At 48.6% G+C, this 26,552-nt stretch carries 20 protein-coding genes; 7 read left to right on the top strand and 13 right to left on the bottom strand.

From position 1 onward, the window contains the following. The first annotated feature begins 314 nt into the window (after positions 1-314). On the top strand, positions 315-1,499 hold the full coding sequence (locus tag AC1S5B_RS23685; RefSeq protein ID WP_482038124.1) for a glycosyltransferase: 1,185 nt from the start codon (positions 315-317) through the stop codon (positions 1,497-1,499). A 227-nt stretch (positions 1,500-1,726) separates the two neighbouring features. Here AC1S5B_RS23685 and AC1S5B_RS23680 read toward each other — a convergent pair whose 3' ends face one another. After that, positions 1,727-2,236, bottom strand: coding sequence for a TIGR02652 family protein (locus AC1S5B_RS23680; protein WP_482038123.1), 510 nt, complete (start codon positions 2,234-2,236; stop codon positions 1,727-1,729). A gap of 117 nt (positions 2,237-2,353) precedes the next feature. Between AC1S5B_RS23680 and AC1S5B_RS23675 the strand changes: the two genes are divergently transcribed. The 3 genes from AC1S5B_RS23675 to AC1S5B_RS23665 all read left to right on the top strand — a co-directional run bounded on the left by AC1S5B_RS23675 (position 2,354) and on the right by AC1S5B_RS23665 (position 9,273). Next, positions 2,354-2,899 (top strand): gamma carbonic anhydrase family protein, encoded by a 546-nt coding sequence (locus tag AC1S5B_RS23675; protein ID WP_482038122.1) that lies wholly within the window; start codon positions 2,354-2,356, stop codon positions 2,897-2,899. Between the two features lie 162 nt (positions 2,900-3,061). After that, positions 3,062-3,178 (top strand): photosystem II protein Y, encoded by a 117-nt coding sequence (locus AC1S5B_RS23670; RefSeq protein WP_458651255.1) that lies wholly within the window; start codon positions 3,062-3,064, stop codon positions 3,176-3,178. 287 nt (positions 3,179-3,465) lie between these two features. Next, positions 3,466-9,273: an alpha-2-macroglobulin family protein gene (locus AC1S5B_RS23665; RefSeq protein WP_482038121.1), complete on the top strand. Its 5,808-nt coding sequence runs from the start codon at positions 3,466-3,468 to the stop codon at positions 9,271-9,273. 56 nt (positions 9,274-9,329) lie between these two features. Here AC1S5B_RS23665 and AC1S5B_RS23660 read toward each other — a convergent pair whose 3' ends face one another. The 6 genes from AC1S5B_RS23660 to AC1S5B_RS23635 all read right to left on the bottom strand — a co-directional run bounded on the left by AC1S5B_RS23660 (position 9,330) and on the right by AC1S5B_RS23635 (position 14,868). Beyond that, entirely contained in the window at positions 9,330-9,527 is a 198-nt protein-coding gene (locus AC1S5B_RS23660) for a hypothetical protein (RefSeq protein ID WP_482038120.1), read from the bottom strand. Positions 9,528-9,749: 222 nt separating this feature from the next. Further along, the gene (locus AC1S5B_RS23655; RefSeq protein ID WP_482038119.1) at positions 9,750-10,991 is read right to left on the bottom strand and encodes an allantoate amidohydrolase; all 1,242 of its coding nucleotides are present in this window, start codon (positions 10,989-10,991) and stop codon (positions 9,750-9,752) included. Between the two features lie 133 nt (positions 10,992-11,124). After that, on the bottom strand, positions 11,125-12,969 hold the full coding sequence (locus AC1S5B_RS23650) for an iron uptake porin (RefSeq protein WP_482038118.1): 1,845 nt from the start codon (positions 12,967-12,969) through the stop codon (positions 11,125-11,127). Between the two features lie 119 nt (positions 12,970-13,088). Continuing rightward, positions 13,089-13,586, bottom strand: a complete 498-nt coding sequence (gene uraD / locus AC1S5B_RS23645) for a 2-oxo-4-hydroxy-4-carboxy-5-ureidoimidazoline decarboxylase (protein WP_482038117.1) — start codon at positions 13,584-13,586, stop codon at positions 13,089-13,091. 86 nt (positions 13,587-13,672) lie between these two features. Next, positions 13,673-14,086, bottom strand: a complete 414-nt coding sequence (locus AC1S5B_RS23640) for an allophanate hydrolase-related protein (protein ID WP_482038116.1) — start codon at positions 14,084-14,086, stop codon at positions 13,673-13,675. Positions 14,087-14,154: 68 nt separating this feature from the next. After that, positions 14,155-14,868, bottom strand: a complete 714-nt coding sequence (locus tag AC1S5B_RS23635) for a GntR family transcriptional regulator (protein ID WP_482038115.1) — start codon at positions 14,866-14,868, stop codon at positions 14,155-14,157. 460 nt (positions 14,869-15,328) lie between these two features. Here AC1S5B_RS23635 and AC1S5B_RS23630 point away from each other — a divergent pair, with 460 nt between their 5' ends. The 3 genes from AC1S5B_RS23630 (at position 15,329) to AC1S5B_RS23620 (ending at position 18,172) form a co-directional block, all read left to right on the top strand. Beyond that, entirely contained in the window at positions 15,329-16,450 is a 1,122-nt protein-coding gene (locus AC1S5B_RS23630; protein WP_482038114.1) for an ABC transporter substrate-binding protein, read from the top strand. A 75-nt stretch (positions 16,451-16,525) separates the two neighbouring features. Next, positions 16,526-17,356: an ABC transporter ATP-binding protein gene (locus tag AC1S5B_RS23625; protein ID WP_482038113.1), complete on the top strand. Its 831-nt coding sequence runs from the start codon at positions 16,526-16,528 to the stop codon at positions 17,354-17,356. Between the two features lie 54 nt (positions 17,357-17,410). Further along, on the top strand, positions 17,411-18,172 hold the full coding sequence (locus AC1S5B_RS23620; RefSeq protein WP_482038112.1) for an ABC transporter permease: 762 nt from the start codon (positions 17,411-17,413) through the stop codon (positions 18,170-18,172). Between the two features lie 183 nt (positions 18,173-18,355). Here AC1S5B_RS23620 and AC1S5B_RS23615 read toward each other — a convergent pair whose 3' ends face one another. The 6 genes from AC1S5B_RS23615 to AC1S5B_RS23590 all read right to left on the bottom strand — a co-directional run bounded on the left by AC1S5B_RS23615 (position 18,356) and on the right by AC1S5B_RS23590 (position 26,499). Further along, complete coding sequence (locus tag AC1S5B_RS23615) at positions 18,356-18,508, bottom strand: hypothetical protein (RefSeq protein WP_482038111.1); 153 nt, start codon at positions 18,506-18,508, stop codon at positions 18,356-18,358. A 220-nt stretch (positions 18,509-18,728) separates the two neighbouring features. After that, a complete protein-coding gene (locus AC1S5B_RS23610; RefSeq protein ID WP_482038110.1) occupies positions 18,729-20,036 on the bottom strand; it encodes a hypothetical protein in 1,308 nt (435 codons plus the stop codon). Positions 20,037-20,424: 388 nt separating this feature from the next. Continuing rightward, complete coding sequence (locus AC1S5B_RS23605) at positions 20,425-22,674, bottom strand: RelA/SpoT family protein (RefSeq protein ID WP_482038109.1); 2,250 nt, start codon at positions 22,672-22,674, stop codon at positions 20,425-20,427. 274 nt (positions 22,675-22,948) lie between these two features. Then, entirely contained in the window at positions 22,949-23,533 is a 585-nt protein-coding gene (rimM, locus tag AC1S5B_RS23600; protein WP_482038108.1) for a ribosome maturation factor RimM, read from the bottom strand. 113 nt (positions 23,534-23,646) lie between these two features. Continuing rightward, on the bottom strand, positions 23,647-24,345 hold the full coding sequence (locus AC1S5B_RS23595; protein WP_482038107.1) for a Uma2 family endonuclease: 699 nt from the start codon (positions 24,343-24,345) through the stop codon (positions 23,647-23,649). A gap of 144 nt (positions 24,346-24,489) precedes the next feature. After that, complete coding sequence (locus AC1S5B_RS23590) at positions 24,490-26,499, bottom strand: amylo-alpha-1,6-glucosidase (protein WP_482038106.1); 2,010 nt, start codon at positions 26,497-26,499, stop codon at positions 24,490-24,492. Positions 26,500-26,552: the final 53 nt, after the last annotated feature.

The following is a 26,552-nucleotide window of genomic DNA, read 5'->3' as shown; positions in this document are numbered from 1 at the left end:
CACCACATCACACCTTAATTAAGGTAGACGATTCTTAGAAAAAATTATCCATTTGAGATTCTTCTCTTCTACTGTTCTCTCATGCAATCTGGGAGCTTGTTCCGTTTTAATTGATTGGCTTCAAAATACAACTTGGTGATAAAAAGTCATAATTACTAGGCACTGAGTTTCAAGCGCCGAGGAGTTTACCTAAGAAAATGAGTATAAAACGTAAATGTAGTAGTTATATTTTGTATGGGCATGAGACAAAAATTCTTAGTCCGATAGAGTGAGTGAAAATTAGAAGTCAACTGAAATCCTTGTGGATCTGAACAATGATTGTTTTGAAAGTGATGTTTGGACTATTGATCATTGGAGGAGTCGCGTTTTATTTGGGATGTGCCTTTTTTACCAGTCGGTTCTTTGGTTCGAGTGCTGCTTTACCTCAAGCAACGGCTGTTAGCCAGACTCTAGAGAACTTTTCCCCTTTCAATCCTGCTGCTTTTTCTCCCGTTTCTATTTTGGTTCCCGTCTGTGGGTTAGATGCAGGAGCTTGGGAAAATTGGTCATCCCTTTGCAATCAGACTTATACCAACTATGAAGTTTTGTTTGGAGTTGTTGATCCACACGATCCGGCGATTCCAGTTCTTAAGGCTCTAGCGGATAGTTTTCCAGACAAAGTGAGGGTTTTTACCGGGCTGAAACCCCGTGGGATTAACTACAAGGACAGTAGTCTCAGTTATTTGTTAGAAGAGGCTCAGCATGACTGGATTATTTTTGTTGATAGTGATATTCGCGTTCCGCTTAATTATATTGAAATTGTAACTACTCCCCTATTAGATGCAAAGGTAGGCATGGTGACTTGTGCCTTTATTGGTCATAATCCACGATCGCTGGGTGCCGCGATCGCATCATTTGGGCGCTGCTTTGATTTTATTCCAAGTTTATTGATTGCACAGGCTATTGATGGAGGGTTGAAGTGTGCTGTCGGAACCACGATCGCAACTCGCCGGGATGCGTTGATTAACTACGGCGGCTTGCATTTGAACCGGATTGGGTCTGATTATAATATTGGTAAACGAGCCGCCACCGCAGGCTATGTTGTGGAACTATCGCGCTATGTTCTGGAGTCAGATACGGGCACAGAGAGCGTTGGAGATGTTTATCAACGAGAATTACGCTGGGCACGGACGATTCGATTTAATCGAGGCGCACAGTATTATTCAATGATTTTTTGCCATGCTACTGTGTTTTGCTTGCCCTTATTGTTGGTATCTCGCTTTGCAACGTGGGCGAGCGCCCTTACCCTAATTTGCTTTCTGGTTCGCTATGTTCAAATACTGATTTCCATCCGCAGCATGGCTGCCCCTAATCTAATTCCCTGGCTGTGGGCAGTGCCACTACGCGACTTGCTAAGTTTCACAATTTGGGTGATGGGTTCATACGGACAAAATGTTTACTGGCGTGGGCGGCGACTGCGGGTTTATAGCGATGGGCTGATTACTCAATCAGAATCTTAGAATGGGGATAGATGAAACATCCAAATAACTATTCGTTAATTGCAGCCTAGGTTTGGTATGATGCACCTCACCCAACGCCGTTCCGAAAACATTGATGGTGTATTTCTATGTGGATTCCAGTTGCATTAATTGCGATACATACCACTAGATGGCTCCAAATACATTCTATGAAGTAAGCGCTCGTCTGTGGTGTCGCATCAGCCGAGCGATATCCTAACGAAACCAGCCTATTCAAACAAGCGAAAGTAGGGGTATCGGACGGGGGCACCCGGTTCTTTTTCTAGATCAAAGTTAATCACGTCCCAGCAGGGATTTTGTTCGGCATCGGAGCTAAACTCTACAGGTAGACCATAGAGACGAGGTTTCGTCGGTTCATTTTGACCCCGCCAAGGCGCACTGCGCTCTAAGTAGATGTTAATCAGTTCTTTATAGCGGCTAGCAATAATGACACGGGTTGCTCGATAGCCTTGGGTATAAAGTCGATCTAGAGCTTCATGAATTTCAAACCGAATCCCATCAGGATGGGTGTGTTGACGATACCATTCGTTATCCCACTGTTTCCAGTGCCGTCCAGACTGTAGATGAACGAGTTCACTGGTTTGAGAATCTGCTTCAAATGCCCCGTGACGCTGGCAAAGATAGGTATCTGTCAGCGTTAGCGCCTGAATTGTTTGGCGGCAATGGGGGCACTGAATTTCAGGACCAAAAATCGGATATTGCAATGCAAGGTTTATCATTGATGGCGGGTTTGCCTGTCTATGCATCAGTGCCAATGGCTCTATTATATTACTCAGAAAGGTTTGCAGCCTTCCTAGGCAATCTAACGACACTTTTACTCAAATTTGGAAACTTGCGTGGATGATTTTAGCGATCGCGGCTCACTTTTTGCCTTAGGGCATTCTCCCGATCTTTTGGCAGCAGCCTTTGTTGCTGAGAATGCAACCGTCATAGGTCGGGTCATTGTTGGGCAGGGAGTCAGCATTTGGTATGGCGCAATCATTCGCGCAGATGTTGAGGAAATCCGAATTGGGGCAAGCAGCAATATTCAAGATGGAGCGGTGTTGCATGGCGATCCAGGAGAACCAACGCTGTTGGAGGAGTATGTCACCGTTGGGCATCGTGCTGTAATTCATGGCGCTCATGTAGAACAAGGCTGCCTGATTGGAATCGGCGCGATCGTGCTAAACGGAGTAAGAGTTGGGTCTGGCAGCATTATTGGTGCGGGAGCCGTAGTCACCAAAAATGTTCCACCGCGATCGCTAGTCATGGGCATTCCCGGCAAAGTAGTTCGCGAACTGGCGGAAACAGAAGTTGCTGATCTAATTAAACACGCTCAAACCTACGAGAAACTCGCCCTTGCTCATGCTAGTAAAGGAGCAACCCTAGGGTTTAATGCATGAGTGAACCTCAGTAGGCAAAATAACGGTATAGCTGTATAGCTATCCATCACCTTTAATAAACCAGTCTTTTTATAGAAATGCTAGTAAAACGAACTCACATACGATAAAACAGAAGTATGAGAATCATTCAAAAAACTTTATTAACGGGCTGAGAGGTATTTTATGGACTGGCGTTTACTCATTGTTGTTCTTCCCTTGGCACTTGCTTTAGGGTGGGTGTTCAGAAATATTGGTCAGCAAGCGATCAAACAGGGACAAGACTTCATCTCCAAAGAATAGTCTTGGAGCTTATTTGTACCTCAATCATGACACCTTGCCTCCTGAAATGGAGGCATTTTTGTAGGCAAGAATTTAGCAGTTGACACGACGAGCGACTTTTCTAAAATAATTTCTGGTAGTTGACAAATCACAATCGCAAATGGTCTTCACTGCGATCGCCTCCTCGTTAAACCATGAATCAAGTAAAGAATTATTGAAGTTAACAGGAATTGCCCCTTGGAACAAAGTAGGGATGAGGGTTAGCTGCGTGAGTTAACGCGATCGCCTGTTCACTGTGGGGAGAGAGTATGAGATTGGGCAAACGCTTCTTGCTGCCGATTCTGTTTTTATGTGGGATCGTCATCACGGTCAGCTTTTCGGGCTGTAGCACGACGACCTTAACGAAAGCGCCAGAGGTGCTAACGACGGTGGCAGCCTTAGAAAAGCCCACTCTACCGGACTGGATTGAGGAGATTAGCCCCACTGGAAATGCCAAACCCCAAGCGCAGATTCGGGTTCGATTTAAGGACGCGCTGATTCCGGTGGAAAGCCTGGAAAGCAAAGATCAGCAACAGCTTTTGCAAAAGTTTGAAGTAGTCCCCGCATTAAAAGGACAGTTTCGCTTTCTTACACCCCGCATGGTGGGGTTTCAAGCAGACGAGGCGATTCCCCAAGCAACACGGGTGCGGGTGACTTTAAAAGCAGGACTGGCAGATTTAAAGAATCACAAGCTAGCTCAAGATCTTGCCTGGACGTTTCAAAGCGATCGCCTGAAACTCACTGACCTACCCACGTCTTACAGTGCGGACAGCCCCAAGGTGGCAACCGACCCTGTGGATACTAAACCTGTGCTAAAAGTTTTTTCTAACGTAGAACTCGACCAGACTTCACTGAAAGAACACGCCAAGCTGAAAGAAGCGGGACAAACGGACGGTGTAGGACTGAAAGTGGCATTAGAGAAGCAGCCGGAAGGAACCGACACGCCTAACCCAGAAGCCGAATTTGATCCCTCCACTCAAAGCTGGGTCTATACGCTGGAGCCGGAATCAGCCTTGAACAAGGCGACCCCCTACACGCTGGAAATTACGCCCGGTCTGCGTCCGCTGAAGGGAAATTTACCCAGTGAAGAATCGTTTACTAGCCGAGTGGAAACCTACGCGCCGTTGGCGTTTCAGCAGCAAACTGCCTTTGGTTTGCCGGATCAAAACTCTGCGTCTGGGCGGTTTGTTCAGGGGACGGCACAGTTGGAGTTTAACAATCCCTTGGAGGCGGAGTCGGCGATCGCCCAGATTTCCATCTCCCCTGAACCGAAAAACAAAACGGTGCCGCTGGTCAGAGCTTATGAGGGCGATCGCGTGGTTAGCTTGAACCCGTGGGCACTGGAGCCAGCAACGAACTACAGCATCACCATTGGGGCAGACCTGAAAGATAAATTTGGGCAAACCTTGGGCAAGCCAACAACGGTGAATTATCAAACGAGCGACACCGCACCCGATCTGTGGGCACCCTCCGACTTGCATATTTTCCCTACGGCGACGAACGGCACGACTCCACTGCAATTGAATATCTCAACGGTGAATTTGTCTGAGTACCGATCTGCGTTTGCGATCGTCCAGCCGACAGATTTGGTCTATGTCAATTCTGCTTATCCGCCAACCAACGGCAAAGGCTTCCTGCCCAACTTGTCTAACTGGAAGACGAGCAAGGTACAGAGCCAAAAGAATCAAGCAGTAGACTCCACGGTGCCGCTGCAAACGCTATTGAACAACTCGACGGGAATGCTGGCGTATGGAGTGCAGGCGCGCATCACTGATGCGGAAAAGGAAAAGCGGGAGCCAACGTTCTATGGCATGGTGCAGGTGACCAATTTGGGTGTGTTTGCTCAGTGGTTCCCCGATTCTGGCTTGGTACGGGTGCATCGTCTTTCAGATGGCGCTCCGGTTGCCAATGCAACGGTGCAAATTTATAAATCCCAACTGGAGGCAAAAGAACGCTCCACGCCCACAGCTTGCGCCACGGGTAAAACCGATGCGGCTGGAATGCTGAGCTTAAACGCAGATCAGTTTCAAGGATGTCGAACGTCTGGTGCGGAGGCGGCACCGCCCTTACTGGCGATCGCTCAGTCAGGCAAAGACTGGGCATTCACCCGCACCGATGAATATAGCGGCGCGTATGGCTACGGCGTGGACGGTGGCTGGGAGAGCGGCAAGCCCTTGTCGCGGGGGACGATTTTTAGCGATCGCCAGCTTTATCAACCGGGCGAAACGGCTCACTTTACAGGAGCCGCCTACTATCTTCAATCCGGCACTTTGAAACAAGATAAAAACGCTCGCTATGCCGTCACCGTAGAAAGTCCCGATGGGCAGAAGAAGAAGCTAGATAACCAAAGCACGAACGCTTTTGGCACGTTTTCATTGGAAGTACCGCTCGAAAAAACGCAGCCATTGGGGACTTATACCATTCGGGCAAAAGGGGACAGCGGTGCTGAAATTACTGGAGATTTTCGGGTTGCCGAGTTTAAGCCGCCCAATTTCAAGGTGAAACTATCGCTCAGCGGCGTGAGCGACGGCAAAGGCACCACCACCACCCGAGAGTTGATCCCTGAACCCGATGCGCCCTCGGCTCCTGTAGCGATCGCGCTCCCGGATCAAAAAATTGACGCGAACGTGCAAAGCAACTACTTGTTTGGCGCACCCGTGGAAGGCGGCGAAGCGAAGTATTTTGTCACCCGTCAACAAACCGAGTTTGCGCCCCAAGGCTGGGATGGCTACTCGTTTGGACGACGTTGGCTGTGGCCCGAAGAAGCGCCGGAAGTGCCGAGTGATGTGCTGCAAACCACTCAAACTTTAAGCAAAGAGGGGCAAACAACCCAGAACTTCACGATCGCGAAGGACTTGCCCTATCCGATGACCTATCGAGTCGATGCTCAAGTGTCGGATGTGTCAAATCTGTCCGTGGCAGATTCCCAAACCTTTGTGGCGCTGCCCAGCGATCGCCTGATTGGTTTGAAAACCGATTTCGTGGCTGAAGCAGGCAAAGAGTTTCCGGTACAGGTGATTGTTACCGATGCAGCAGGCAAACCCATCCAAGAGAAAGTGCGGTTAGAACTGCAATCCATGACCTACAGCAACATTACCCGTGTGGTGGAAGGCAGTCGCACTGCCCAAAACCAGGTGGAATATAAAACCGTTGCAACGACCGAGGTGCAGTCTGGACAGGATGCCAAAGCGACTGAAAAAGCGCAACTAACCGCACCTAAGTCTGGCTCCTATCGGATTCGGGCAACCCTAGCAAACAACAGTAACGAAGCGGCGGCAACTGAGGTGCAACTGTGGGCAACGGGCAACGAGCCGACCTTTTGGGGCGATCGCTATACCAACAATCGATTGGAAGTGAAGCTGGATAAGAAAAGCTATCGTTTGGGCGAAGTGGCAACGGCGATCATTCAGTCGCCCTATCCTGAAGCCGAGTTGTACTTTGCGGTCGTACGACACAACACGCTCTATCAAACCGTAACGAAGGTCAAAGGCAGTGCGCCCCAAATCCAGTTCACCGTCACACCGGATATGGTGCCCAATGCCGCTGTGGAAGCCGTGTTAATCCGCCAAGGCAAACCCTTAGAGCAAACGGAACCGGGTAGCCTGAATGGTTTAGTGAAAATCGGCTTTACGCCGTTTAATACGGAACTGGACGATCGCTACCTCAACGTTGAAATTCAGCCCACCGTTGGCTCGGAGGCATCGTCACCCGCGCAACCTGGCAGCGAGCAAACCCTGAACCTGATGTTGAAAGATGCGGCAGGCAACCCTGCCAAAGGGCAATTTACCGTCATGGTGGTGAATGAAGCGGTGCTACAGCTCAGCGGCTACCGTCCGCCTGATTTGGTCAAGACCATTTTCGCCGAACAGCCCATTTCCACCCGCCTTGCGGATAATCGCCCTGATGTCGTGCTGAGTCCCATGACTTCACCCCTACAAAAAGGCTGGGGCTATGGCGGTGGCTTATCTGCTGGAGCCGCGAACACTCGCACTCGCACCGATTTCAAACCGCTGGCATACTACAACGGCGCAGTTCTCACCGATGCCAACGGCAAAGCTCAGGTGAAATTCACCCTGCCGGATGACTTAACCACTTGGCGAGTGATGGCGGTGGCAACCGATGGCAACCTCAACTTTGGCAATGGCGATACGACGTTTATCACCAGCCAGCCCGTGGTCAGCAATCCCATCCTGCCGCAGTTTGCCCGACCGGGCGATCGCTTCCAGGCGGGAGTGTCTGTCACCAATAACACGGGGCAAGCTGGAACGATGGCGGTGAATGGAACTGTCACCGAGCCGCTCAAGTTTGATAACTCCAATGGCTCCCAGCAGACGCAGGCAAGCACCGGAACCAGCGCTACCCGTTTTCCCGTAATCGTTGGTCAACCGGGCACCGCTCAAGTAAAATTCACCACTCAACTGAACGGTGAAACAGATGCCTTTGAGGTGCCGCTGGAGGTGAAACCCATTACCGTAACGGAACAAGTCGTAGAGACAGGCACCACCGAGAATCAGGCAACCATTCCCTTAAATGTTGATAACAACATTGCCACGGATGCTGGAGGATTAGATATTTCCCTGGCAAGTTCTCTAATTCCCCAACTGACCGCTCCTGCCCAACAGGGATTAGACGATCCGTTACCCTTTGCCGAACCTGCCGCCAGCCGACTCGCGATCGCTGCCAGCCTGCAAACCCTCTCCCAAACCTATGGACAAACCTTCAGCGACTTTAACCCCAGTCAACAAGTAGCCAGTGCTATCGATCAGCTAAACGCCTTACAAAAACCTGATGGTGGGTTTGCTGCCTATCCAGGTGCAGAAAAATCTGATCCCTTTGCGACCGCCTATGCTGCCGAAGCGATCGCCCAGGTAAACCAAGCGCAAACCTTCCCCACACTGCGGAATTATCTTAGTAAAACTCTCGCCGATCCAGGACAATACGACTTCTGCAAACAGACCTTGTGCAAGAACCAACTGCGCCTGCAAACCCTGATTGCTCTGGCAGATTTAGGCGACAAGCGCACGGAGTTTTTGGCAGATATTTATGCCCAACGCGCTCAGCTTGATCCGATTGATCAAATCAGACTAGCGCGGTATCTATCCCAATTTCCCGACTGGCAGCAAGAGGCAAACGCCATTGCCGCAGAGTTTCGAGAAATCACCACCGAAACCGGGCGATCAGCGCAGGTCAATTTACCCCAAGGCTGGCGTTGGTTGAGTTCGCCCACGGCAACCCAGTCAGAGGCGCTAAAACTGGCGATCGCTCAAAAAGCGAAACCTGACGCGATTGCTAAACTCACCCAAGGACTGCTCGACCAGCGGCGCAACGGCACCTGGCACAGTACTTATGACAATGCCCAGGCGCTGACGGCTTTAGTTGAAACCAGCAAACTTCAACCCACGCCGCCCAACTTTACGGCAACAGCAACACTCGCCGGGAAAACCCTGGCAAACGCTCAGTTTCAGGGCTACCAAAAGCCAAACACCAACGTTACAGTCCCCCTTGCCGAGTTGCCCCGTGGCAAAAATGACTTAACCTTGAAAAAGGCGGGTAACGGCATCCTGCACTATCTCGTCGCCTATCGTTATCGACTGCAAGGCAGCCAACCCGGTCGGCTGAATGGGCTGCGAATTACCCGCAGTATGCGCCCTGCCAATCAAGAGCAAGCGATTCACACCACCGGACTCTACGCGATCGATTCGCTGAAAGTGCCCGTGGGTCAGGTGTATGATATCGGACTGGAAATCATCACCGATCATCCGGTGGATCAAGTGGTGATCACTGATCCGTTGCCTGCCGGATTTGAAGCAGTCGATAACAGCTTTCAAACCTCCACGCCCTACTTCAAAGCGAAAGGGGACAGTTGGGAGGTGAATTACCAAACCATTTACAAAGACCGAATTGTTGCCTTTGGCGATCGCCTCAATCCGGGTGTGTATACGCTGCACTACCTAGTGCGATCGGTTACTCCCGGCACTTTTATCTATCCCGGTGCCGAAGCTCACTTGCAGTATGCACCAGAGGAATTTGGGCGATCGGCTTCTACGACCCTAATTGTGGAGGAAGGCAAGGGTTAGTACCCATGAAACCCCACAGAATCCACGCGGCGAGCGGGGTATCGACCAATCAGACCTTATCCTGGCACCTCTGGCACCGCTCGAAGCAAGTCGGGTTCGTTGTGGATAAAGGTAATTTGCAATGTCCCTGGTAGCTCCTCCTGTTTCAATGTCGATTCGTCAGCCAATCCGAATTTCTCTAAGCTCTCCTGGCTTAAATGCAAACCTGTCTCTTGCAGCGATGCCGCGAGGCTATACAAGTTGGCGATCGGCACTTCAAACTGGAGTTTAGACTAAACGAGAAAAGAGCGATCGCCTGCATTGTTGGAGATCGCTCAATAGTCGATGCTGAGGTTAACTACAAATTCAGCTTTGACCATGAATAGTTTGAATCAGCTTGAGGAATTTCGTCCTTCTTCAAAGTTTTAAGACTTAGCCTGCAACAAATGCATTCAGCAAGGTCTGAGCAAGCATGACTGAACTTAAGCCTTAGTCTACTAGTCGTAAAGGCGATCGAGTTTCAAAAAGGTTTTTAGCAGGACATTCGCGCCTTGGGTACATTCTTCGGGAGTAGTGTATTCGTCTTGAGAATGGCTGATTCCGGCGCGACTGGGGACAAAGATCATGCCCATATCGGTGATGCGCCCAATTTCTTGGGCATCATGTCCGGCGCGGCTGGGGAGATGAGTGTAGGCTAGGTTCATTTCCTGACAGACCTCTTCGATCACATCCATGATGTGGGATGCGGCGAGAGTGGGTAAAATGTGCAAGGTTTGGCGCAGGGTGATTTCGGTGCCTGTTTCCGCCGCGATCGCCCGAATTTGCTGCTCAATCTGCCCTTTCAAAAACTCCAAATTTTGCTGAGATAAATCACGCAGGTCAATCCGAAAATCCACCTTGCCGGGAATCGTGTTGGTTGCATTGGGATACACATTCATAAACCCTACTGTTGCCACCTGATCCCCTGGAGTGTCTACGGCAATTTTGTTAATCGCCACCACCATTTGAGCGGCAGCAAACAGGGCATCTTTCCGCATATGCATGGGTGTTGTGCCCGCATGATTAGGGCGACCCACCACATCCACGGCAAACCGATATTGCCCGACTACGCCCGTGACCACGCCGAGAGGAACCTGTCGATGCTCCAATACGCCGCCCTGCTCTACATGAAGTTCCACAAAAGCTGCAATATCACTGCGATCGCGTTTAGCCTGAGCGATTTGCTCCCAGTTTCCGCCTACTTTTTCTAAACAAGGCTGGATCGGGGTGCCATCCAAACGACAGTAGTGTTCTGGTGCTTCCTTAATTTCCCCTGCCATCGTTTTAGAGCCAATCACCGATCGCTCTTCATCGCTAAACACAATCACTTCAATCGGATGGTTCAAACGAATTTTATTGTCGTTTAAGGTTCTCACCACTTCGAGTCCGGCGAGTACACCCAGACAGCCATCATACCGACCCCCGACGGGTACTGTGTCAATGTGAGAACCAGTTGCCAAGGAGGCTGCGCCTGCTTTCGTTCCGGCATAGCAACCGATAATATTGCCCGCCGCATCAATCTGCACAGTCATGCCAGCCTCGATCATCCAGGACTGAATTAACTGACGGGCGAGTAAATCCTCAGTGGTAAAGGCAATCCGGCAAACACCGCCATTTTCCAGTTTGCCGATCGCGGCTAATTCATCAATACTTTGGTTTAGGCGATCGCCATTCACCACCAGCGGCATCGTTGCAATCATATACACCTCCATTTATACAAAGTGAGTCAATCAAGCAGCCTATCAAAGCAAGAAATTGTTGAGTGATCCTGCTTGGATGATTGGGGAGATGGAGATTAGCAAGATACCGCTGGAGCAAAGACATCACATCTCCCTAAAATTTGAACTGAGCGCGCAGATTCCCCACAAAAACCGTGGGATTTGCATCAAAATTATTGGGGTTGATGATGGCATAAAAGGCAGGCACCAGCGCCAAGTTGTCGGTTAAGGGATAGTAGTAAGAGGCTTCAATTTCATACTGAATGCCGCGATCGCCAGCCCCAGACAGTAAAAACCGAGTTCCCGCCTTATAATCTTGCGGCACTACAAAGGAAAGGACTCCCAAAGCTCCCTTTTTGAGCAAGTCTGGAAAGCCCAAACCAACCTGGAATGATTGCACTCTCACATCTCCCCCTGCCCGGTTGAGGTTTCTAGGATTGATATTGGTAATTCCATAGGAATAGCGTCCAAACAACCCAAAGTTTTTGGTTACAAGCCAATCAAAGTTTGCGGAAAACGTGTTGGCGGTGGAGTCTCGCAATCTTCCGCCAAACCCGTCATCTGCCAGTCCGTAAGGCAGAGGTTCCCCAGCCGCACCGCCAATAAAACCGTTATAAGGTCTGAGATTCGTCCGGGCATAGATCAACCGTAGCGTAAAGTTACGGGTTGGGGTGAAATCTAGCTGGGTTGAAAGGGTGTTGGTTCCTCTGAATAGCCCTTCCGCCGGATTGCTAGACGTGTTGAACGCCACATTTTGGTTGATAGAAGGATTGAGAAACTCAGTATTTTCTGCCATGTAGGCAGCGGTGAACTTGAACTGAGGATTGAACGTGTAGATCAGTACTGCACCCGACCCGCGATCGACGGCATTGAGCAGGGTGCTGCCATTGGAGTTAAAGCTAGTTGCCCCCGTCATAAAGAAGGTAAAGCGATTGCCATCAAAATATTTGTAGTAGTTTAAGCGAGGACCGACGGCAACTCGCAGTTTTTTGCCCACAGGAAAGGTGTAGGACAATTCGCGAATCGCTACGGTGCCAGCGCTCGGAACCCCTGTTTGATCGAGAAATGGGGTGCCCCAAGAGTTGAAATATCCAGCAGAGACATACTGGTTTGCTGGAGAAAAGCCATTTCCTGACACCAGTTGAGTGACTAGCTGATCTTTACCCGTGAAGGAGGTGTTTAAGGTTAAGAAGGTGTAGAACCCAAACGTGGTTTCGGGTGCATCTCGCAAAGTGCGGGAGGGGCGACCATTGATGCGAGATGGAGGAGCGTTAACGTTATTGGGGTTCGCCAGCGATCGCTCTGCTAGCACATCTCGTCCAGCCCCCGCCGCCGTCAAGTTAAACCAGACATCGCCGTTGAGCCGGGTTGTAGTAGAAAACTGCTGTTTTTCTAAAGTTGCGGTTCGCACTTCCAGAGACTCTACCCGACCGCGCAGGGCTGCCAATTCAACTGCAAACTCTTCTTGCAGTCTTTTAACCACTTCCAAGTCTTCTTTTTTAACAAAATCTGCGGTGGCGGCGGCAATCAATTCTTGAATTTTGTCGAGACAGGCGTTTAGACCGGCGGCAAATTCAAACCGAGTGGTGGCGCGGTTGCCGCGAAAGGTTTTATCGGGATAGCCGACAATACAGCCATAACGCTCGACTAAGGATTGCAATGCTTGAAACGCCCAGTCGGTGGGTCTGACATCCGTCAATTGGGATACGGAGGTGACTTGAAGCATTCCGGGTGCGACCGGGATCGAGCTAGACGATGCTTCGTCCAGTGGAGCGATTTGGGATACCGATCTCACCTGTTCCATGCCATCTGTAGGCGCTATCCGCATGGAATCGATCGGAGTGATCGAATTCACGATTTTTGCTTCAGGCTCAGCGGCGATCGCCCCAGCCCCTAGCAAAGTCATCCAGGGAATTGCTCCGACTAATACCAATTTCCGCCCAATATTCGTTCTCACCATAAATCCTCACACCAAGATGTAATTTGCACAATTGTATACAGGATACAGTTGTGATTTTTATCTATTAAAAAACAGATAGTAAGGCAAGTTCTGTATTACCGCATACTTAGGACGCTTAGTTAGGGAATCAAACTATGCAAGCGAAAACGAGCGATTTCAATAATTTCTGCTAGTGCCTGCTGTTGTTCTATACCAGCATCATTTTTTAAGCGTTGCTCAAAGGCTTGCAGAATGCTGGCTTTGGTGTGATTTTTCACCGCAATGATAAACGGAAAGCCAAATTGATTTTTATACGCCTGATTAAGCTGATGAAACCGATCGTATTCACTGGCAGTCAGGCGATCGAGTCCAATTTCTGCTTGCTCTTCCACTGAAGCATCCGCCATTTTTGCCTTGCTACCCAAATCTGGATGCGCTTGAATCAGCGATCGCTGTTCAGCATGGCTTAGTCCATTCACAACCGCGATCATTGTCTGATGTAGATCAGATCGATCAACAAATGGGCGCTGATTCCAGGCTCTCTCAGCGATCGCGGGAGTCTCTTCAAACACGGCTCCTAGTGCGGTCACAAAATCTGACTGGCTCATTTGGTTTAGGTCGGCGATCGAGTAGGGCATAGGAGCAGGGGGCAGGGGGAAATGTTCCTACTGTTTTACACTCAGAACTCAAAAACTGAGAACTTAAAACTCAAAACTCAGAATTCTTACGCACTTACGGTTTGGGATTGTGCTTTGTAGGCTGCCCAGCCGCCGAGGTGAGAAATGTCGAGCCAGTTGTATTGCTTGACAAGTTCTTGAGGATAGAGAAAGGCTGTCAAGATTTCGCCATCTTGCAAGACAATATCGCTGGGATACATGTTGGGTGGCTCGGATGCCGCGAGTTGATTAAACTCATCCAGCGTGATTTCATAGACTTCACCTGGAATGGAAATGCCGTCTGCTTCCACTTCGTAGATAGCCGGATGCCAACCCTCGCCAGCAGCATGAAGCCGATAGCGGGGTTGAGTTGCTGCCTCTTTAATAAATTGGGCAGATTGCAGATTTTGGTGATCGGGCTGCCCACGTAGAGCAGAGCCACAGATAAAAATGCGCTTGGTCGCAGCGGTGTTTATTGTCATCTGGATTCTCCTGACTTAAAAATAAAAAACTTGAAGCGCTTTGAGACTTTAAGGATAGCGAATCGCTGTTAACTAGAATCGGCTGAGTCCAGCGATCGCGGTTCTAGTGTTTTGATCTCTTGAACCACTCGTTCTTTGCTCGAAATCAAATGGTATTGAATCGCTTGGGTGGCAGCAATGGGATTGCGATCGCGCACCGCTTCATAGACCCGACGATGTTCGCCCCGAATTTCTAATACTCCCGGATTGCGCTGCATGGTACGCAAGCGCAGCAACGCCATTTTGTCGAATACCTGATCTAAAATTTGCACCAGCCAAGCATTTGCAGAACCTTCAGCCAGCAAGCGATGGAATTGGTAATCCATATGCAGCAATTGAAAATTGGTCAACTGATTAGGCACTTGCCCAAAGGCTTTTTCTGCCTGCACTATTGCTTGTTCAAGCCGTTCAAGCTGCTCATTCGTAACATTGCGACAGGCTTCTGATACAGATAGTTGTTCTAATGCAATTCGACAGTCGTAAAGCTGCATGGCATCCGCCACCGAGAGCATTGCCACTCGAACCGCTCCAGATGCATCCGTAACAATCAAATTTTCTCGTTGCAACTGCCGAATCGACTCACGAACCGGAGTTCTGCTCACTTCTAACAGGTCTGCAAGCTGCGTTTCCACGAGCCGCGACCCTGCCGCTAAATCTCCCGATAAGATAGCAGTCCGCAGAGCTTGGTAAGTCTGTTCATGCAAAGATTGATTGCGCTGAAGAGGGCGCGAAGACAAAGCCACTATGGAAAAACTCCCAAGTAATCAAAATTAGGTTATTTTTTGCCTGCATACAGTATATCTGGGGCATGCACTAGATGACTCACCCATTAGTCGATTCAATCGATAAATTAAGCGAATCACTTCAAGAACGTAATCTAAATGGCAATTAATTCCAAACAATCATGCTGGTTTGAGAATTTATCAGCAATTTTTTCAAAAAGAAACCTATCTAAAGAGTGACTGTTCTTTTCTAATTTCTCTTTGTATCCAAGTGTACAGAACCGATTGGGCTACTAAACTTCAATAGTGCAAATACTTAGAAAAATGTATACAGGATGCAAAGCCTGTATAGCGTGATTGGCAAAGCTTGCGGCGTTGTATGAACTTATCTGCTTGTTGGCGATCGCAATTCCTAAGTCATAGCGCATTCACTAAGCTGAAAATTTCTAGATCATAAGTTCGGAGAAAGACTGTGAAACCAATGAATTCAAAACATTTTTCTAAGCTATTGCTGATCATGGCATCGGTTGCGCTGTTTTCAGGCTGTGCTTCTCCATCAGCCACAACTACTAGCAGCGGCGCATCACCCACAGCCAGTCCAGCAATGGGCACCGATGCAAAAAAACTGAAAGACGTTCGAGTCCAACTTGCCTTTTTGATGCAGAGCATCGATGCACCCCTAATTGTGGCAATTAATAAAGGCTATTTTGCTGAACAGGGTTTGAATGTCACTTTTGAGCGTGGCTTTGGCAACTCAGATACGATCAGCAAATTGGGCACCGGCAAGTTTGATTTCGGTTTTAGCGACATGTACAATGCCCTCGACTTTAACGAAAAAAACCCTGGAGACAAAATCATCGCGGCTGCCATCACTCAAAACGCCGCGCCTTTTTCCATCATTTCGCTCAAAGAAAAAGGGATTAGTTCTCCAAAAGATCTGACGGGTAAAAAGCTAGGTGCCCCGGCGGGTGATGGACCTCGTAAGTTGTTTCCGCTCTTTGCAAAAGAAGTTGGGATTGATCCTGCTTCGGTGGAATGGACAACCATGGAACCAAAACTGCGGGAAACCTTCTTGATGCAGGGTCAAGTGGATGCCATTAGTGGATTTTCAACCTCTGCTCTGCCTGCTTTGCTCAAAGGCGGCAAGAAAATGGAGGACCTCAACGTTTTTTACTACAACGAAAATGGGCTTGATTTTTACGGCAATGCCATTTTGGTTAAAGAATCCTTTGCAAAGCAAAATCCTGATGTAGTGAAAGCCTTTACAGCAGCATACATTAAAGGCTTACAGGATGTTTTGAAAGATCCGACAGCAGGATTAGATGCAGTGTTAGCGGAAGATAAAAGCAAGCTGATGAACCGTGAGGCTGAGAAAACTAGGATGCAGATTGCTTTAGAGCGGCTGTTTATTACGCCAGAAGCCGAAAAGTTGGGCTTGGGTTCCGTCGATCCCAAACGCTTAGAGAAATCCATTGAACAAACTATTGTCGGGTTCAAGTTGAAAGGCAAGCCAACCGCCGCAGATATTTATACTGACGAGTTTTTGCCCGCGAAAGATCAACGTGCAGTTCCAGCGAAGGGCGATCGTAAACCTCTGACCTAAGCGCGATCGCCGATTTCTACCTCAATCGTCCCTTCTACTCCAATATCTTTCTACCCATTCACTTTTCACTGTCTTATGACACAGCCTATTACTGATTCTTCTTCGACCCGTTCAGCGTTAGCCGATGGTTCTCCCCTGTTGGAATTTGACCATGTTGGGCTGGAATATCCGTTTGAAGGCTCCATGCGTCGGATTATTGAGGACGTTCACCTCAACATTCAACCCGGTGAGTTTGTCTCATTTGTGGGTCCCAGCGGTTGCGGTAAAACCTCAATTCTTCGCATGGTGTCGGGGTTAAGTCCGGCTCCTTTGGGGGTAATTCGCTATCGCGGACAAAAGATTTCTAAGCCATTAACCAATGTAGGGATTGCCTTCCAAAATCCGGTGATGCTGCCTTGGCGCAATACCTTGAACAATGTCATGCTGCCTTTGGAAATCGTGCCGCCTTATAAGCATGAGTTTGGGCAAAAGAAAGATCAATTCATCCGCATGGCGCAAGATTTATTGTCAACGGTACGGCTGCAAGACTTTCAAAAGCAATATCCTTGGCAGCTATCGGGTGGAATGCGGCAACGGGCTTCCCTCTGTCGATCGCTGATTCACCAGCCTGAAATATTGCTGCTAGATGAACCCTTTGGCGCGTTAGATGCCTTCACGCGGGAAGAAATGTGGTCGATGCTGCAAGCCCTATGGATGCGGGTCAAATGCGTTGCGATTTTGATTACCCACGATCTGAGAGAAGCAGTGTTTTTGTCTGATCGCGTGTTTGTCATGAGTCCTCGCCCCAGCACCATCATCTACGAGGTGAAAATCGACTTGCCACGCCCCCGCACCTTAGAAATGGCACTGTCAGACGAATTCAACCACTATTTTTCCAGCATCCGTAGCCACATTCATCACAACTAGATTACTCGGCTCAAACCTTGGCAGATTCGATAGCCCCATTCACCGACTTCAACCATGGAAAAATTTCTTAAATCAAAATCAGCAGGATTTGTGCTGCCCTTCATTGCAACAGTGCTGTTGTTTGTTGTTTGGGAGTTAGTCGTTCTGATCTTCAAGATTCCAGCGTTTAACTTGCCTGCGCCATCTAATATTCTTCGGTCAATGATAGAGTTTGCTCCTCAACTTGCAGCAAACTCCCTGCGGACTTTATGGACAACCCTTGCAGGCTTTTTTCTGGCAATTATAGTTGGGGTTGTTTTGGGATTTATGATCGGCTACTCCAAAGTGGCATATCTGACGCTATATCCTCTACTGGTCGCGTTTAACACGATTCCTAAAGCCGCGATCGTGCCCCTGTTAGCAATTTGGTTTGGTGCGAATGCAATTCCAGCCGTTGTTACTGCGTTTTTACTGGCATTCTTCCCGATCGCCGTTAACGTTGCTCTTGGTCTGGACACCGTTGAACCAGAGATGAAAGATGTCCTGGCATCATTGGGAGCCTCTAAAGTTGAAACCTTTCAAAAAGTGGGCTGGCCCCATACATTGCCTTACATCTTTGCCTCATTAAAGATTGCGGCTTCTTTTGCCTTTATTGGAGCCGTGATTTCTGAATCCGTTGCTTCCAATGCTGGATTAGGTTATTTGATTGTTCAAGCAACCTCTGACTTTAATGTGCCGCTTGCCTTTGCCGCCCTTTTAATTCTGGGCGTATTGGGTGTAGTGCTCTATGGCTTCTTTATTTTTATTGAGAAAAAGGTGATCTATTGGGCAAGATGAGCCAAGATCCATGGCCCCAAGCGGACATAATTTCGTGCGAAAAAGCTGCCGCGTCTTCAAAAAGGGCAATTTTTGCGGGGGACAAAAGCTAGTTCAAAAATGGGGCGCGATCGCTAAATTGAAAAATAAAGTCATGGTAATTCACCACGACTTTTAGCAATCAACTAGCTTGAGGCACCGAGATTAGTGCTTGTCGCCCTGCGAATCAGTGGGACGAAACCATGCCCAATGACGATAGTTCGGATGGACATGTCCGGCTGGTTCAGCATGAGTTTCAGGTTCAATGGTGCGGTTGGTTTGAACGGGTGCGATGCGATCGCGGTTAAAAAGTTTCATAGAATCGACTCCTAGGCAATGAAGTGAGGTAAGGAGCGTTCCTATTTCGGAGTATGGTGCGACTGAAACAGTAAAAATCTCAAGACTGATTAGAGTGATCCACCGACGCTATATAAAACCGAAAATCGGACGCTTTTATTTATATCTGTATTATAAGCTACCGTTTTCTTTTTTGCCACACAAAGCAATGGCTGTGAGTTTTATAACAAGTTGCTTAGAATCACCACTGATTAATAAACGATAAGTCTAATGTGCTGAAGTTGGTGCTGAGCGCCAAGTTGAGATGTTCCATTGCTTGAACCAGCCATTGCACATTTTCACGTTTGCTAGATTCGTAATGGTTAAACAAAATAGAAAAGCGTTTTTCTAGGTTCGGTTTGACCTTACGACAAATCAGGACAATTTTAAGCAACAAGCCGGTTGCCATAGCGGGTCCAATATTGGATAGCAAATCGACAAACACAAAATGGCTCGGTTTTTGAGCACTCTCCACAACCAAGAAATTGAGTAACTGGCTACAAGTCCTGACGATGAAAAAGTCATTGACGCGATGAGAGTTGCTTTCTGGCAGGGATGCTTTTAGTTGAGCATAGAGTTGGTTGTTAAACTGGCGATTTCCATACTCTGGATCGACGGATGCCGTCATGTATTGGTACAGATCATCCTTAAACGAATTAAAAGAAGGAGTCTGAGAACTGTGAGTTAAAAAGCGTTGCGCTAAATCTCGATAGGTATCAGTTCCCTGGGATCTTCCGGCAAAGTGCTTCACTGCCACACAAAGCTCTTCATCGCTCAGCAGCGTCGGGTTTTTGACAGGCTGTAAAATCCGATTGGCAACATCGGGTAAATTGCTACGAATAATCTGCGATCGCCGCACTTGGTAAGTCACAAACTGGGACAGGTCAATTTCGTATTGACGCTCTGCCCTAGCCTTTAAATGGCGGATGGTTTGCTGTTGCTCAAGGGTGCTGCCCTCTGCAACCAAGCAATGATCGTACAAGTAAGGATACCGATGAATCAGTTTACCTAACGGAACGCCTAAAGGATTGGCTTCGGTCTTTTGGCTAGTAACCTGAGCTAAACGCTGCAACGCTAGATATTGATCGCTCTCTGCAAAATCTTTAACGAGTTCCCGTAACCGACGAGCAGAGCGCGATCGTCCATACTCTTGTGTCGAGCGAGTTGCTACCGGCTCAAAGATTTCTATTAGGGTCGGAACATAGGTTTGATACTGAGGACGAGCTTGCCAGCGATTAATTAAAATATGGCAGCATCGGTTTAATATGAATCGAAATTCTTGATCAGCCGATTTACTCGCCGTCATCTTTTCGAGTGCTGCACTGACTTCTGCATCAGGATACCCCGTTCCGTCAATAAACAATAGCTGAAAGCGCTGCACTAAATCACTGGGGGTTTCTGACTGCACGAGGCGCAAAAAGTGATTGTACAAGTGCTGTTCATCCTGTTCAGCTTGTCTTGTGTGGCGGGTTGTCCAAGTATTCACGGTAGAAGTCCCAAATTCAGGCATGGAATAGAACAAGCTTAGTTTCTTTTAAGAATTTAACTGAAATTATGGTTTCAATCGTAAATGGAAGCCGCAGGATTACCAAGTGACAGTTGACCAATTTAGGGACTAACAGTCAAATATATTAGCTTTAGCTAAACAATACTTTTCAACTAACTTTATTAGTGAATAATACTTAACTGAAAGGTTTTATGGATGTATTGTGAGTCACTTTAACAAGCGACCACTACGGGTTATCTTTCATGTATAGAACTTTTGAGAAACAAAGCTTGAAGATCTGATTCTAGTCGATGTCATTACTGCTGCGGCTGTTACATAGACTTTTCAAGCATAACTTTGCATACACTACACACAAACCTTGGGGGGGATCACGATTCTTTAATAAAAGGGCTTAGTCTTCACTCTGGCTGAGGCGGTGTAGGTTTAGAACATCGCTCAGCTTTTTGACTTGAGCAAAAGTACGCTCAAGCTGATCATGATTCCGAACATCGATCCCCAAATCAATCACTGCTGTTTGGTCAGGAAAGGTTCTGACTTGGGCATTGCGAACATTAATATTGTTATCGGTTAGCCGAGACAAAATATCTTTAAGTACCCCCACTCGATCAATCACTGTAATTTGTATATCAATCGGATAAGCTGGGGGACGCTCTCCCTCTTGGATAGGATTCCAACTCACTGGAACTAGGCGATCGCCCGGAACTGGCTCAAGGTTTGAACACCCTTGGCGATGGATAGAAATTCCTCGGTTACTGCGAGTCACCACGCCAATGATGCGCTCACCTGGAACCGGAGTACAGCAGCCAGCTAAGTGGTATAACAACCCTTCTACGCCAATAATCGGGGATTTGCAAGGCGAAGGCAGCAGCGCTTTGGAGGGGGTTGCTGGCAGCAATAATTGTTGAGGTGCAGAGGCGATCGGCTGTTGGGCTTTAACGGTTTCTCGGAGGCGATTGACTACGTGGTTGAGGGTGATTTCTCCATAACCCACGGCGGATAGCAAATCATCGACGCTGTGGTAATTACATCGTTCTACCGTTGCCAACATGGGCGCTGATTTAAGTAATGCGTCAAACCCGTTTTTACCTAACTCGCGCTCTAGCATTTCGCGTCCACGCGCTAAGTTTTCGTCGCGGTGCGATCGCTTATACCACTGGCGAATTCGATTGCGGGCACTCGCGGTCACTACAAAATTGAGCCAGTCTAAGCTAGGATGGGAACTTTTATTCGTCAGAACTTCAACAATATCGCCATTTTTTAACGGAGTATCTAAGGTCATCATCCGACCATTAATCCGCGTACCAGCACAGTGATTGCCGACTTCGGTATGAATCCGATAGGCAAAATCTACCGCCGTTGATCCCCGCCCTAAAGACACCACATCCCCTTGGGGCGTGAACACATACACTTCCCCGTCAAACAGATCATCTTTGATGCTTTCTAAATATTCCTGAGCATCTTTTAGATCACTTTGCCAATCTAATAGCTGCCGTAGCCAGGTGAATTTTTCGTCTGTTCCGGTCATATTGCCGTTGGAATTGCCTGCCTCTTTATATTTCCAGTGGGCAGCAATCCCATATTCGGCAATGTGGTGCATTTCTAAGGTGCGAATTTGCACTTCTAAGGGTCTACCCGTTGTGCCAACCACAACCGTATGCAAGGATTGGTAGCGATTGGGTTTGGGTAAGCCAATATAGTCTTTAAACCGTCCAGGAATGGGACGAAACACATCATGGACGATCGCCAACGCCCGATAGCAGTCTTCATTGGCTTCTACAATAATCCGAACTGCTGCAACATCATAAATTTCGTCATAGCCCTTTTGTTGCCGCTGCATTTTTTGATAAATGCCATACAGATGTTTGGGTCGTCCGCTGAGTTCAAACACCCGAATGCCAATATGTTGCAAGCGATCGCGCAGATTATTGGCTAATTCATTAAGCTGGGTTTCGCGATCGATTCGTTTTTCAGCCACTAAGTCTTGAATGCTTCGATACGCTTCTGGCTCTAAATATTTGAACGATAGATCTTCCAGTTCCCACTTCAGCCGCCCGATCCCCAAGCGATTTGCCAAAGGTGCAAAAATTTCTCGCGTTTCTAACGCAATTTGACATCGCTTTGCGTCTGATAAATGCTCCAACGTTCGCATGTTGTGTAAGCGGTCTGCCAGCTTGACCACAATCACTCGAATGTCTTGCGCCATTGCGAGGAACATGCGGCGAAAATTTTCTGCTTGCCGCTCAGTTTTACTGGAAAAGTTAAACTTAGAAAGTTTGGTCACCCCTTCGACTAAATGACGAACTTCCTTGCCAAATTGTGCTTCTAACTCATCAGAGGTAATCTCCGTGTCTTCCACCACATCATGCAGGAATCCCGCTGCAATCATGGCGCTCCCACCCCCCAAATCGCGCAGCAGCCCTGCCACAGCGACCGGATGCATAATATACGGTTCTCCTGAAGCGCGATACTGTCCCTTATGGAGGCGATAGGCAAACTCAAAAGCGCTACAAACTAGCTCAGCATCGGTGCGGGTCGTTTGCGCCTCACTACAATTGGCAGCGACTTGGCGGGTGTTTAAGCACTCTTGCAGCCATTCGGGGACAGTAAACTCAAAGAAAGATGCTGGAGCCGTAAGGTTCATGGGATCGAGCAAGTGTTAATAGAAGGCTCAACTACGATGAATAGCTATATTAACTAATCCAGTTTGAGAGATTAGCTAGCTATGCAGAAAAACTGCGAGGATATGGAATCAGAAGCGATCGCGTTGGAAATACCTCTGGATTATGCCGCCAATTGTCTAAAAAAGAGCTAAAGACAAAGATTCTAAAGCTTTAGCTAAGCAATGCTGAGGAGGGGAGAGGTAAAGTACCTTTTAACATATCTTAGCAACACAAGTAAAATTTTCCACAGTGAACCTATAAGTTTTCGGTAGCTTCCTCTACGTTGCTTTCAATCAAATCGATGGGCAAGTCATCAATTAACCCAATTGGTGGCGTAATTTCGAGACGGCGGCGATGCAAATCAACAAGGGGCACGATCGCCATGACAAATGGAATCAGTACCGTACTTGCTTTGGGGTCAGGACGTTGTACTTCTAATAAGTGATTTCCAGCAGGAATTAAGCTGATCACAATTCCGATCAAAGTTTGTGTAACTTGATCAAACACCTCTAGCCCAATTAAATCTGGAATATGAAATTCACCGTCTTCTAAAGCAGGGCGATCGCCTGTGGGCACCATTATTTTAGAATCGCGTAGCCCTTCAGCATCAGTGATAGTGATAATTCCTTCTAGCTGAACCACATATAAACCCTTCCCATCTAAATAACGTCCCCGCAGCAGTTTGATTGGCTGAGGCTCTTTGCTTCCGGGTCGAAGTAGCCAGCGCGTACCCGGTTCCAAAAAGCGTTCGGGAAAATCGGTGTTGGGATACACCCGCATTTCACCTTTTAGCCCCTGTGGTGCAACAATTTTGCCAACTTCAATAAAACGCTCGGTCATAGTAACAAGTCAAAAAAGCATGATAGCGATCGTAGTATGAGTTTTGTGGTTTGACTGCAAGAATATTCGCGTCAAACTTTGGCACTAGAGAAAGACTACACTGCTATTATTTTTCAAACTTCTTCGCCTAACTGCCGCAGTCGCTCTGCTAGTTGGTCTGCCCGTTGCCGTTCTATTTCTGTTCGCTGCCGTTCTATCTCGCCTTCATTTAGGTAGCGATCGCCTTTGCCATCATACCAACTCAAAATTTCTCGCTGGAGCGGATCATCCGGCAACTGACAACGCCCAAGCCCTAACCCAATCTCCGGCATCCACAACGGTTCGCCCACTTGCAGCACATAGGAAGCGTCTATCAACTTATAACCTTCAAACGGTAAATGCCCATCGCGCCGCCAAAACTGCGGATTGTAAACGATGTAGTACAACACCCCCAACTGGGCATAAATTGCCAGCTTGTCGTCATACTCACCGCCTGGAGTTTGGGAGACGACTTCCAGGGTCAAAATCGGTGGAATGCCGTTTTCTTCCCACAGCACATAGCTCTTGCGCGACCTACCGCCCTTGCGACGCTCGACTCCCAGACTCAAAAAGCCGTCAGGCACCACCGGAACTCTAGGATGCGCTCCTGTGGTGTGATACACGCCCATATCCACTGCAAAAAACCAATCAGCTCGATGTTTCCAGAGGTATTCCAGTAAAAACAGCAGCACATTGGGGACAAAATTTTGATCCTCATTATCCACAGGAAAGTCATCCGAATCGATTAATTCATCGCTGCTTGGCAATGTGGATTGCAGGTCAGATGACAGCATAGCCGCGTCTTGATAGTTAGGTTCATTCTAAAAGATTTTTGAGAAACTCCCGTATTGTTCCTAATCAAACCCTGCCAAGGAAACCGTGATGGTAGTTTGCCAACCTTAAGTCCAAGCGATCGCTTGCCCATCGCCCCAAAAAATCTAGCTAGAACCAGGCTCCGTAGCGATCCAGGCTCGGAGAATTTCGGCAACTGTCCAGGCTTGGGAGATGCAGCCACGGGGTTGCATAGGAGCATCGCCATCACAAATTTCGCCGAGACTGCCCACGCCGTAATCAATCAGGTGATTGATCATCGGGTCTAAAAACTCACGCGCTTTAGCAGGGTTGTTGTAAACCCGCAAATGGGCGATCGCAAACGGTCCCAACAACCATTCCCATACAATGCCTTGGTGATAGGCTCCATCCCGCTGAAGTGGAGAACCCAGGTAGGTGCCTTGATAGCTGGGGTGACTGGGAGCCAGCGATCGCAGCCCGTGGGAAGTGAGTAAGGTTTGGGCGCAGGTATCCACCACGCCTTTTTGCTGAGCCGCTGTCAACGGACTTTCGGGCAGAGAAACGGCAAAAATCTGGTTTGGGCGCAGGGAGGCATCATCGCCCTCTGGACTATCGAGCAGATCGTAGCAGTAGCCTAAATCAGGATTCCAGAAGCGACTAAATCGGGCAAGGGCGCGATCGGCGATCGCTTCATATTCTTGATGAGGTTTGCCCACCCGCCGCGCCAAATTTGCGATCGTTCGCAGTGCGTTATACCAAAGAGCATTCACCTCCACAGGTTTGCCAATTCGGGGCGTGACCACCCAATCGCCCACCTTTGCATCCATCCAAGTGAGTTGCACCCCAGCTTCTCCGGCATACAGCAAGCCATCCGCCGGATCGAGGTGAATATTAAAGCGAGTGCCGCGACAGTGCCAATCGATGATATCTGCCAAGACCGGAAAGAGTTCCTGAACTAGGTCGTCATCTTCGGTGTCGGCATAGTAGGCGCGCAGGGCTTCAAAGTACCACAGGGTCGCATCTACCGTGTTGTATTCTGGCAGTTCTCCAGCATCAGGAAAACGGTTGGGAATCATGCCCTGGTCGGCGTAGCGAGCATAGGTACGGAGAATCGATCGAGCGATTTCGGGTTGTCCGGTGGCGAGGGTCAGTCCTGGCAAGCTGATCATGGTGTCTCGCCCCCAATCGCTAAACCAGGGATAGCCGGCAATTACGGTTTTGCCGTGGGGATCTGCGGGAGAGGCACGGTTAACAATAAATTGATCGGCTGCTAGCACCAATCGGCTGGTAAATTCTTCCTTGGCTTCAACGGTAGGGTTAGAACGCCATAAGCCCAGCAGCTTATTGTCATGAGTGCGCCGATTTTTGAGAGCATTTTCTCCATTCAAATCGGGCTTACGTTCAGTGCTAGCGGCGATCGTTAGGGACTCTCCAGGCGTCAAAGTTGCGTGCAAAGTCGCCACATGCAGATGATCTTCGCGATCGCTCAATCCCCTTTCTCGCTCTAGGGCTAAATCAAAGCCGTAGTACCACTCATGGGCAGGAGTCACCTCGGCGCGATCGCTCAGCAGCGTCAGTTGAGTCGCCTCTGGAAACGCCGCCACACAGATCCCCCGATCCAATGGCACCACCGTCATCTGCCATCCCGATCCCTGAGTTCGACTGTGATAGTCTCGGTAGTTTACTAGCGCCTTCAATACTAATTTTAAGGGTTGTGATGCCCGTAATATCTGGTATTGCACATAAGTCGTATTCGCGCCTATCTGCATCCAAATTCGTTTTTCAATCAGCGCATCCCCACAGGCATATCGCCAAGTCGGAATCGAGCTTTCCAATGCAAAGCGTTCAATCTGCCGAAATCCTTCAGGTTCAACCGATCCGTCTATCCATCGATTGGTATGTAATGGATAGAAGTGAGGCTCATTGTGAGCCGTGCCGCCATATTCCACCGTTTCGTCTAGTTTCGTCAGCATCAGCGTTCGTCCCAGGGGCGGATTCAGTGCCGCCACCAGCAACCCGTGATAGCAGCGGGTTAGGATGCCTGACACTGTGCCTGCCGCATAGCCGCCAATGCCATTAGTCACCAGCCACTCTCGCGACTCTGCCAAATCTAACTGTCCACAGATTTCTCGCCCAAATTGCAGACTCATCGGCATAATGCCTTCTCCGTTCCCTCAACCGCCCATCCTAAACTATCGCCCATCCCGAT

It is taken from the genome of Leptolyngbya sp. CALU 1928, assembly GCF_056784215.1.
This window is presented reverse-complemented; position numbering and strand designations above follow the sequence as displayed.

Bases quoted from the DNA above. Each gene is read 5' to 3' on its own strand.
- AC1S5B_RS23680 (WP_482038123.1), bottom strand. From the start codon at position 2,236: ATGATAAACCTTGCATTGCAATATCCGATTTTTGGTCCTGAAATTCAG.
- AC1S5B_RS23640 (WP_482038116.1), bottom strand. From the start codon at position 14,086: ATGACAATAAACACCGCTGCGACCAAGCGCATTTTTATCTGTGGCTCT.
- AC1S5B_RS23655 (WP_482038119.1), bottom strand. From the start codon at position 10,991: ATGATTGCAACGATGCCGCTGGTGGTGAATGGCGATCGCCTAAACCAA.
- AC1S5B_RS23610 (WP_482038110.1), bottom strand. From the start codon at position 20,036: ATGCCTGAATTTGGGACTTCTACCGTGAATACTTGGACAACCCGCCAC.
- AC1S5B_RS23620 (WP_482038112.1), top strand. From the start codon at position 17,411: ATGGAAAAATTTCTTAAATCAAAATCAGCAGGATTTGTGCTGCCCTTC.
- AC1S5B_RS23595 (WP_482038107.1), bottom strand. From the start codon at position 24,345: ATGCTGTCATCTGACCTGCAATCCACATTGCCAAGCAGCGATGAATTA.
- AC1S5B_RS23670 (WP_458651255.1), top strand. From the start codon at position 3,062: ATGGACTGGCGTTTACTCATTGTTGTTCTTCCCTTGGCACTTGCTTTA.
- AC1S5B_RS23665 (WP_482038121.1), top strand. From the start codon at position 3,466: ATGAGATTGGGCAAACGCTTCTTGCTGCCGATTCTGTTTTTATGTGGG.
- AC1S5B_RS23590 (WP_482038106.1), bottom strand. From the start codon at position 26,499: ATGCCGATGAGTCTGCAATTTGGGCGAGAAATCTGTGGACAGTTAGAT.
- AC1S5B_RS23650 (WP_482038118.1), bottom strand. From the start codon at position 12,969: ATGGTGAGAACGAATATTGGGCGGAAATTGGTATTAGTCGGAGCAATT.
- AC1S5B_RS23685 (WP_482038124.1), top strand. From the start codon at position 315: ATGATTGTTTTGAAAGTGATGTTTGGACTATTGATCATTGGAGGAGTC.
- AC1S5B_RS23615 (WP_482038111.1), bottom strand. From the start codon at position 18,508: ATGAAACTTTTTAACCGCGATCGCATCGCACCCGTTCAAACCAACCGC.
- AC1S5B_RS23625 (WP_482038113.1), top strand. From the start codon at position 16,526: ATGACACAGCCTATTACTGATTCTTCTTCGACCCGTTCAGCGTTAGCC.
- AC1S5B_RS23605 (WP_482038109.1), bottom strand. From the start codon at position 22,674: ATGAACCTTACGGCTCCAGCATCTTTCTTTGAGTTTACTGTCCCCGAA.
- AC1S5B_RS23630 (WP_482038114.1), top strand. From the start codon at position 15,329: ATGAATTCAAAACATTTTTCTAAGCTATTGCTGATCATGGCATCGGTT.
- rimM (WP_482038108.1), bottom strand. From the start codon at position 23,533: ATGACCGAGCGTTTTATTGAAGTTGGCAAAATTGTTGCACCACAGGGG.
- uraD (WP_482038117.1), bottom strand. From the start codon at position 13,586: ATGCCCTACTCGATCGCCGACCTAAACCAAATGAGCCAGTCAGATTTT.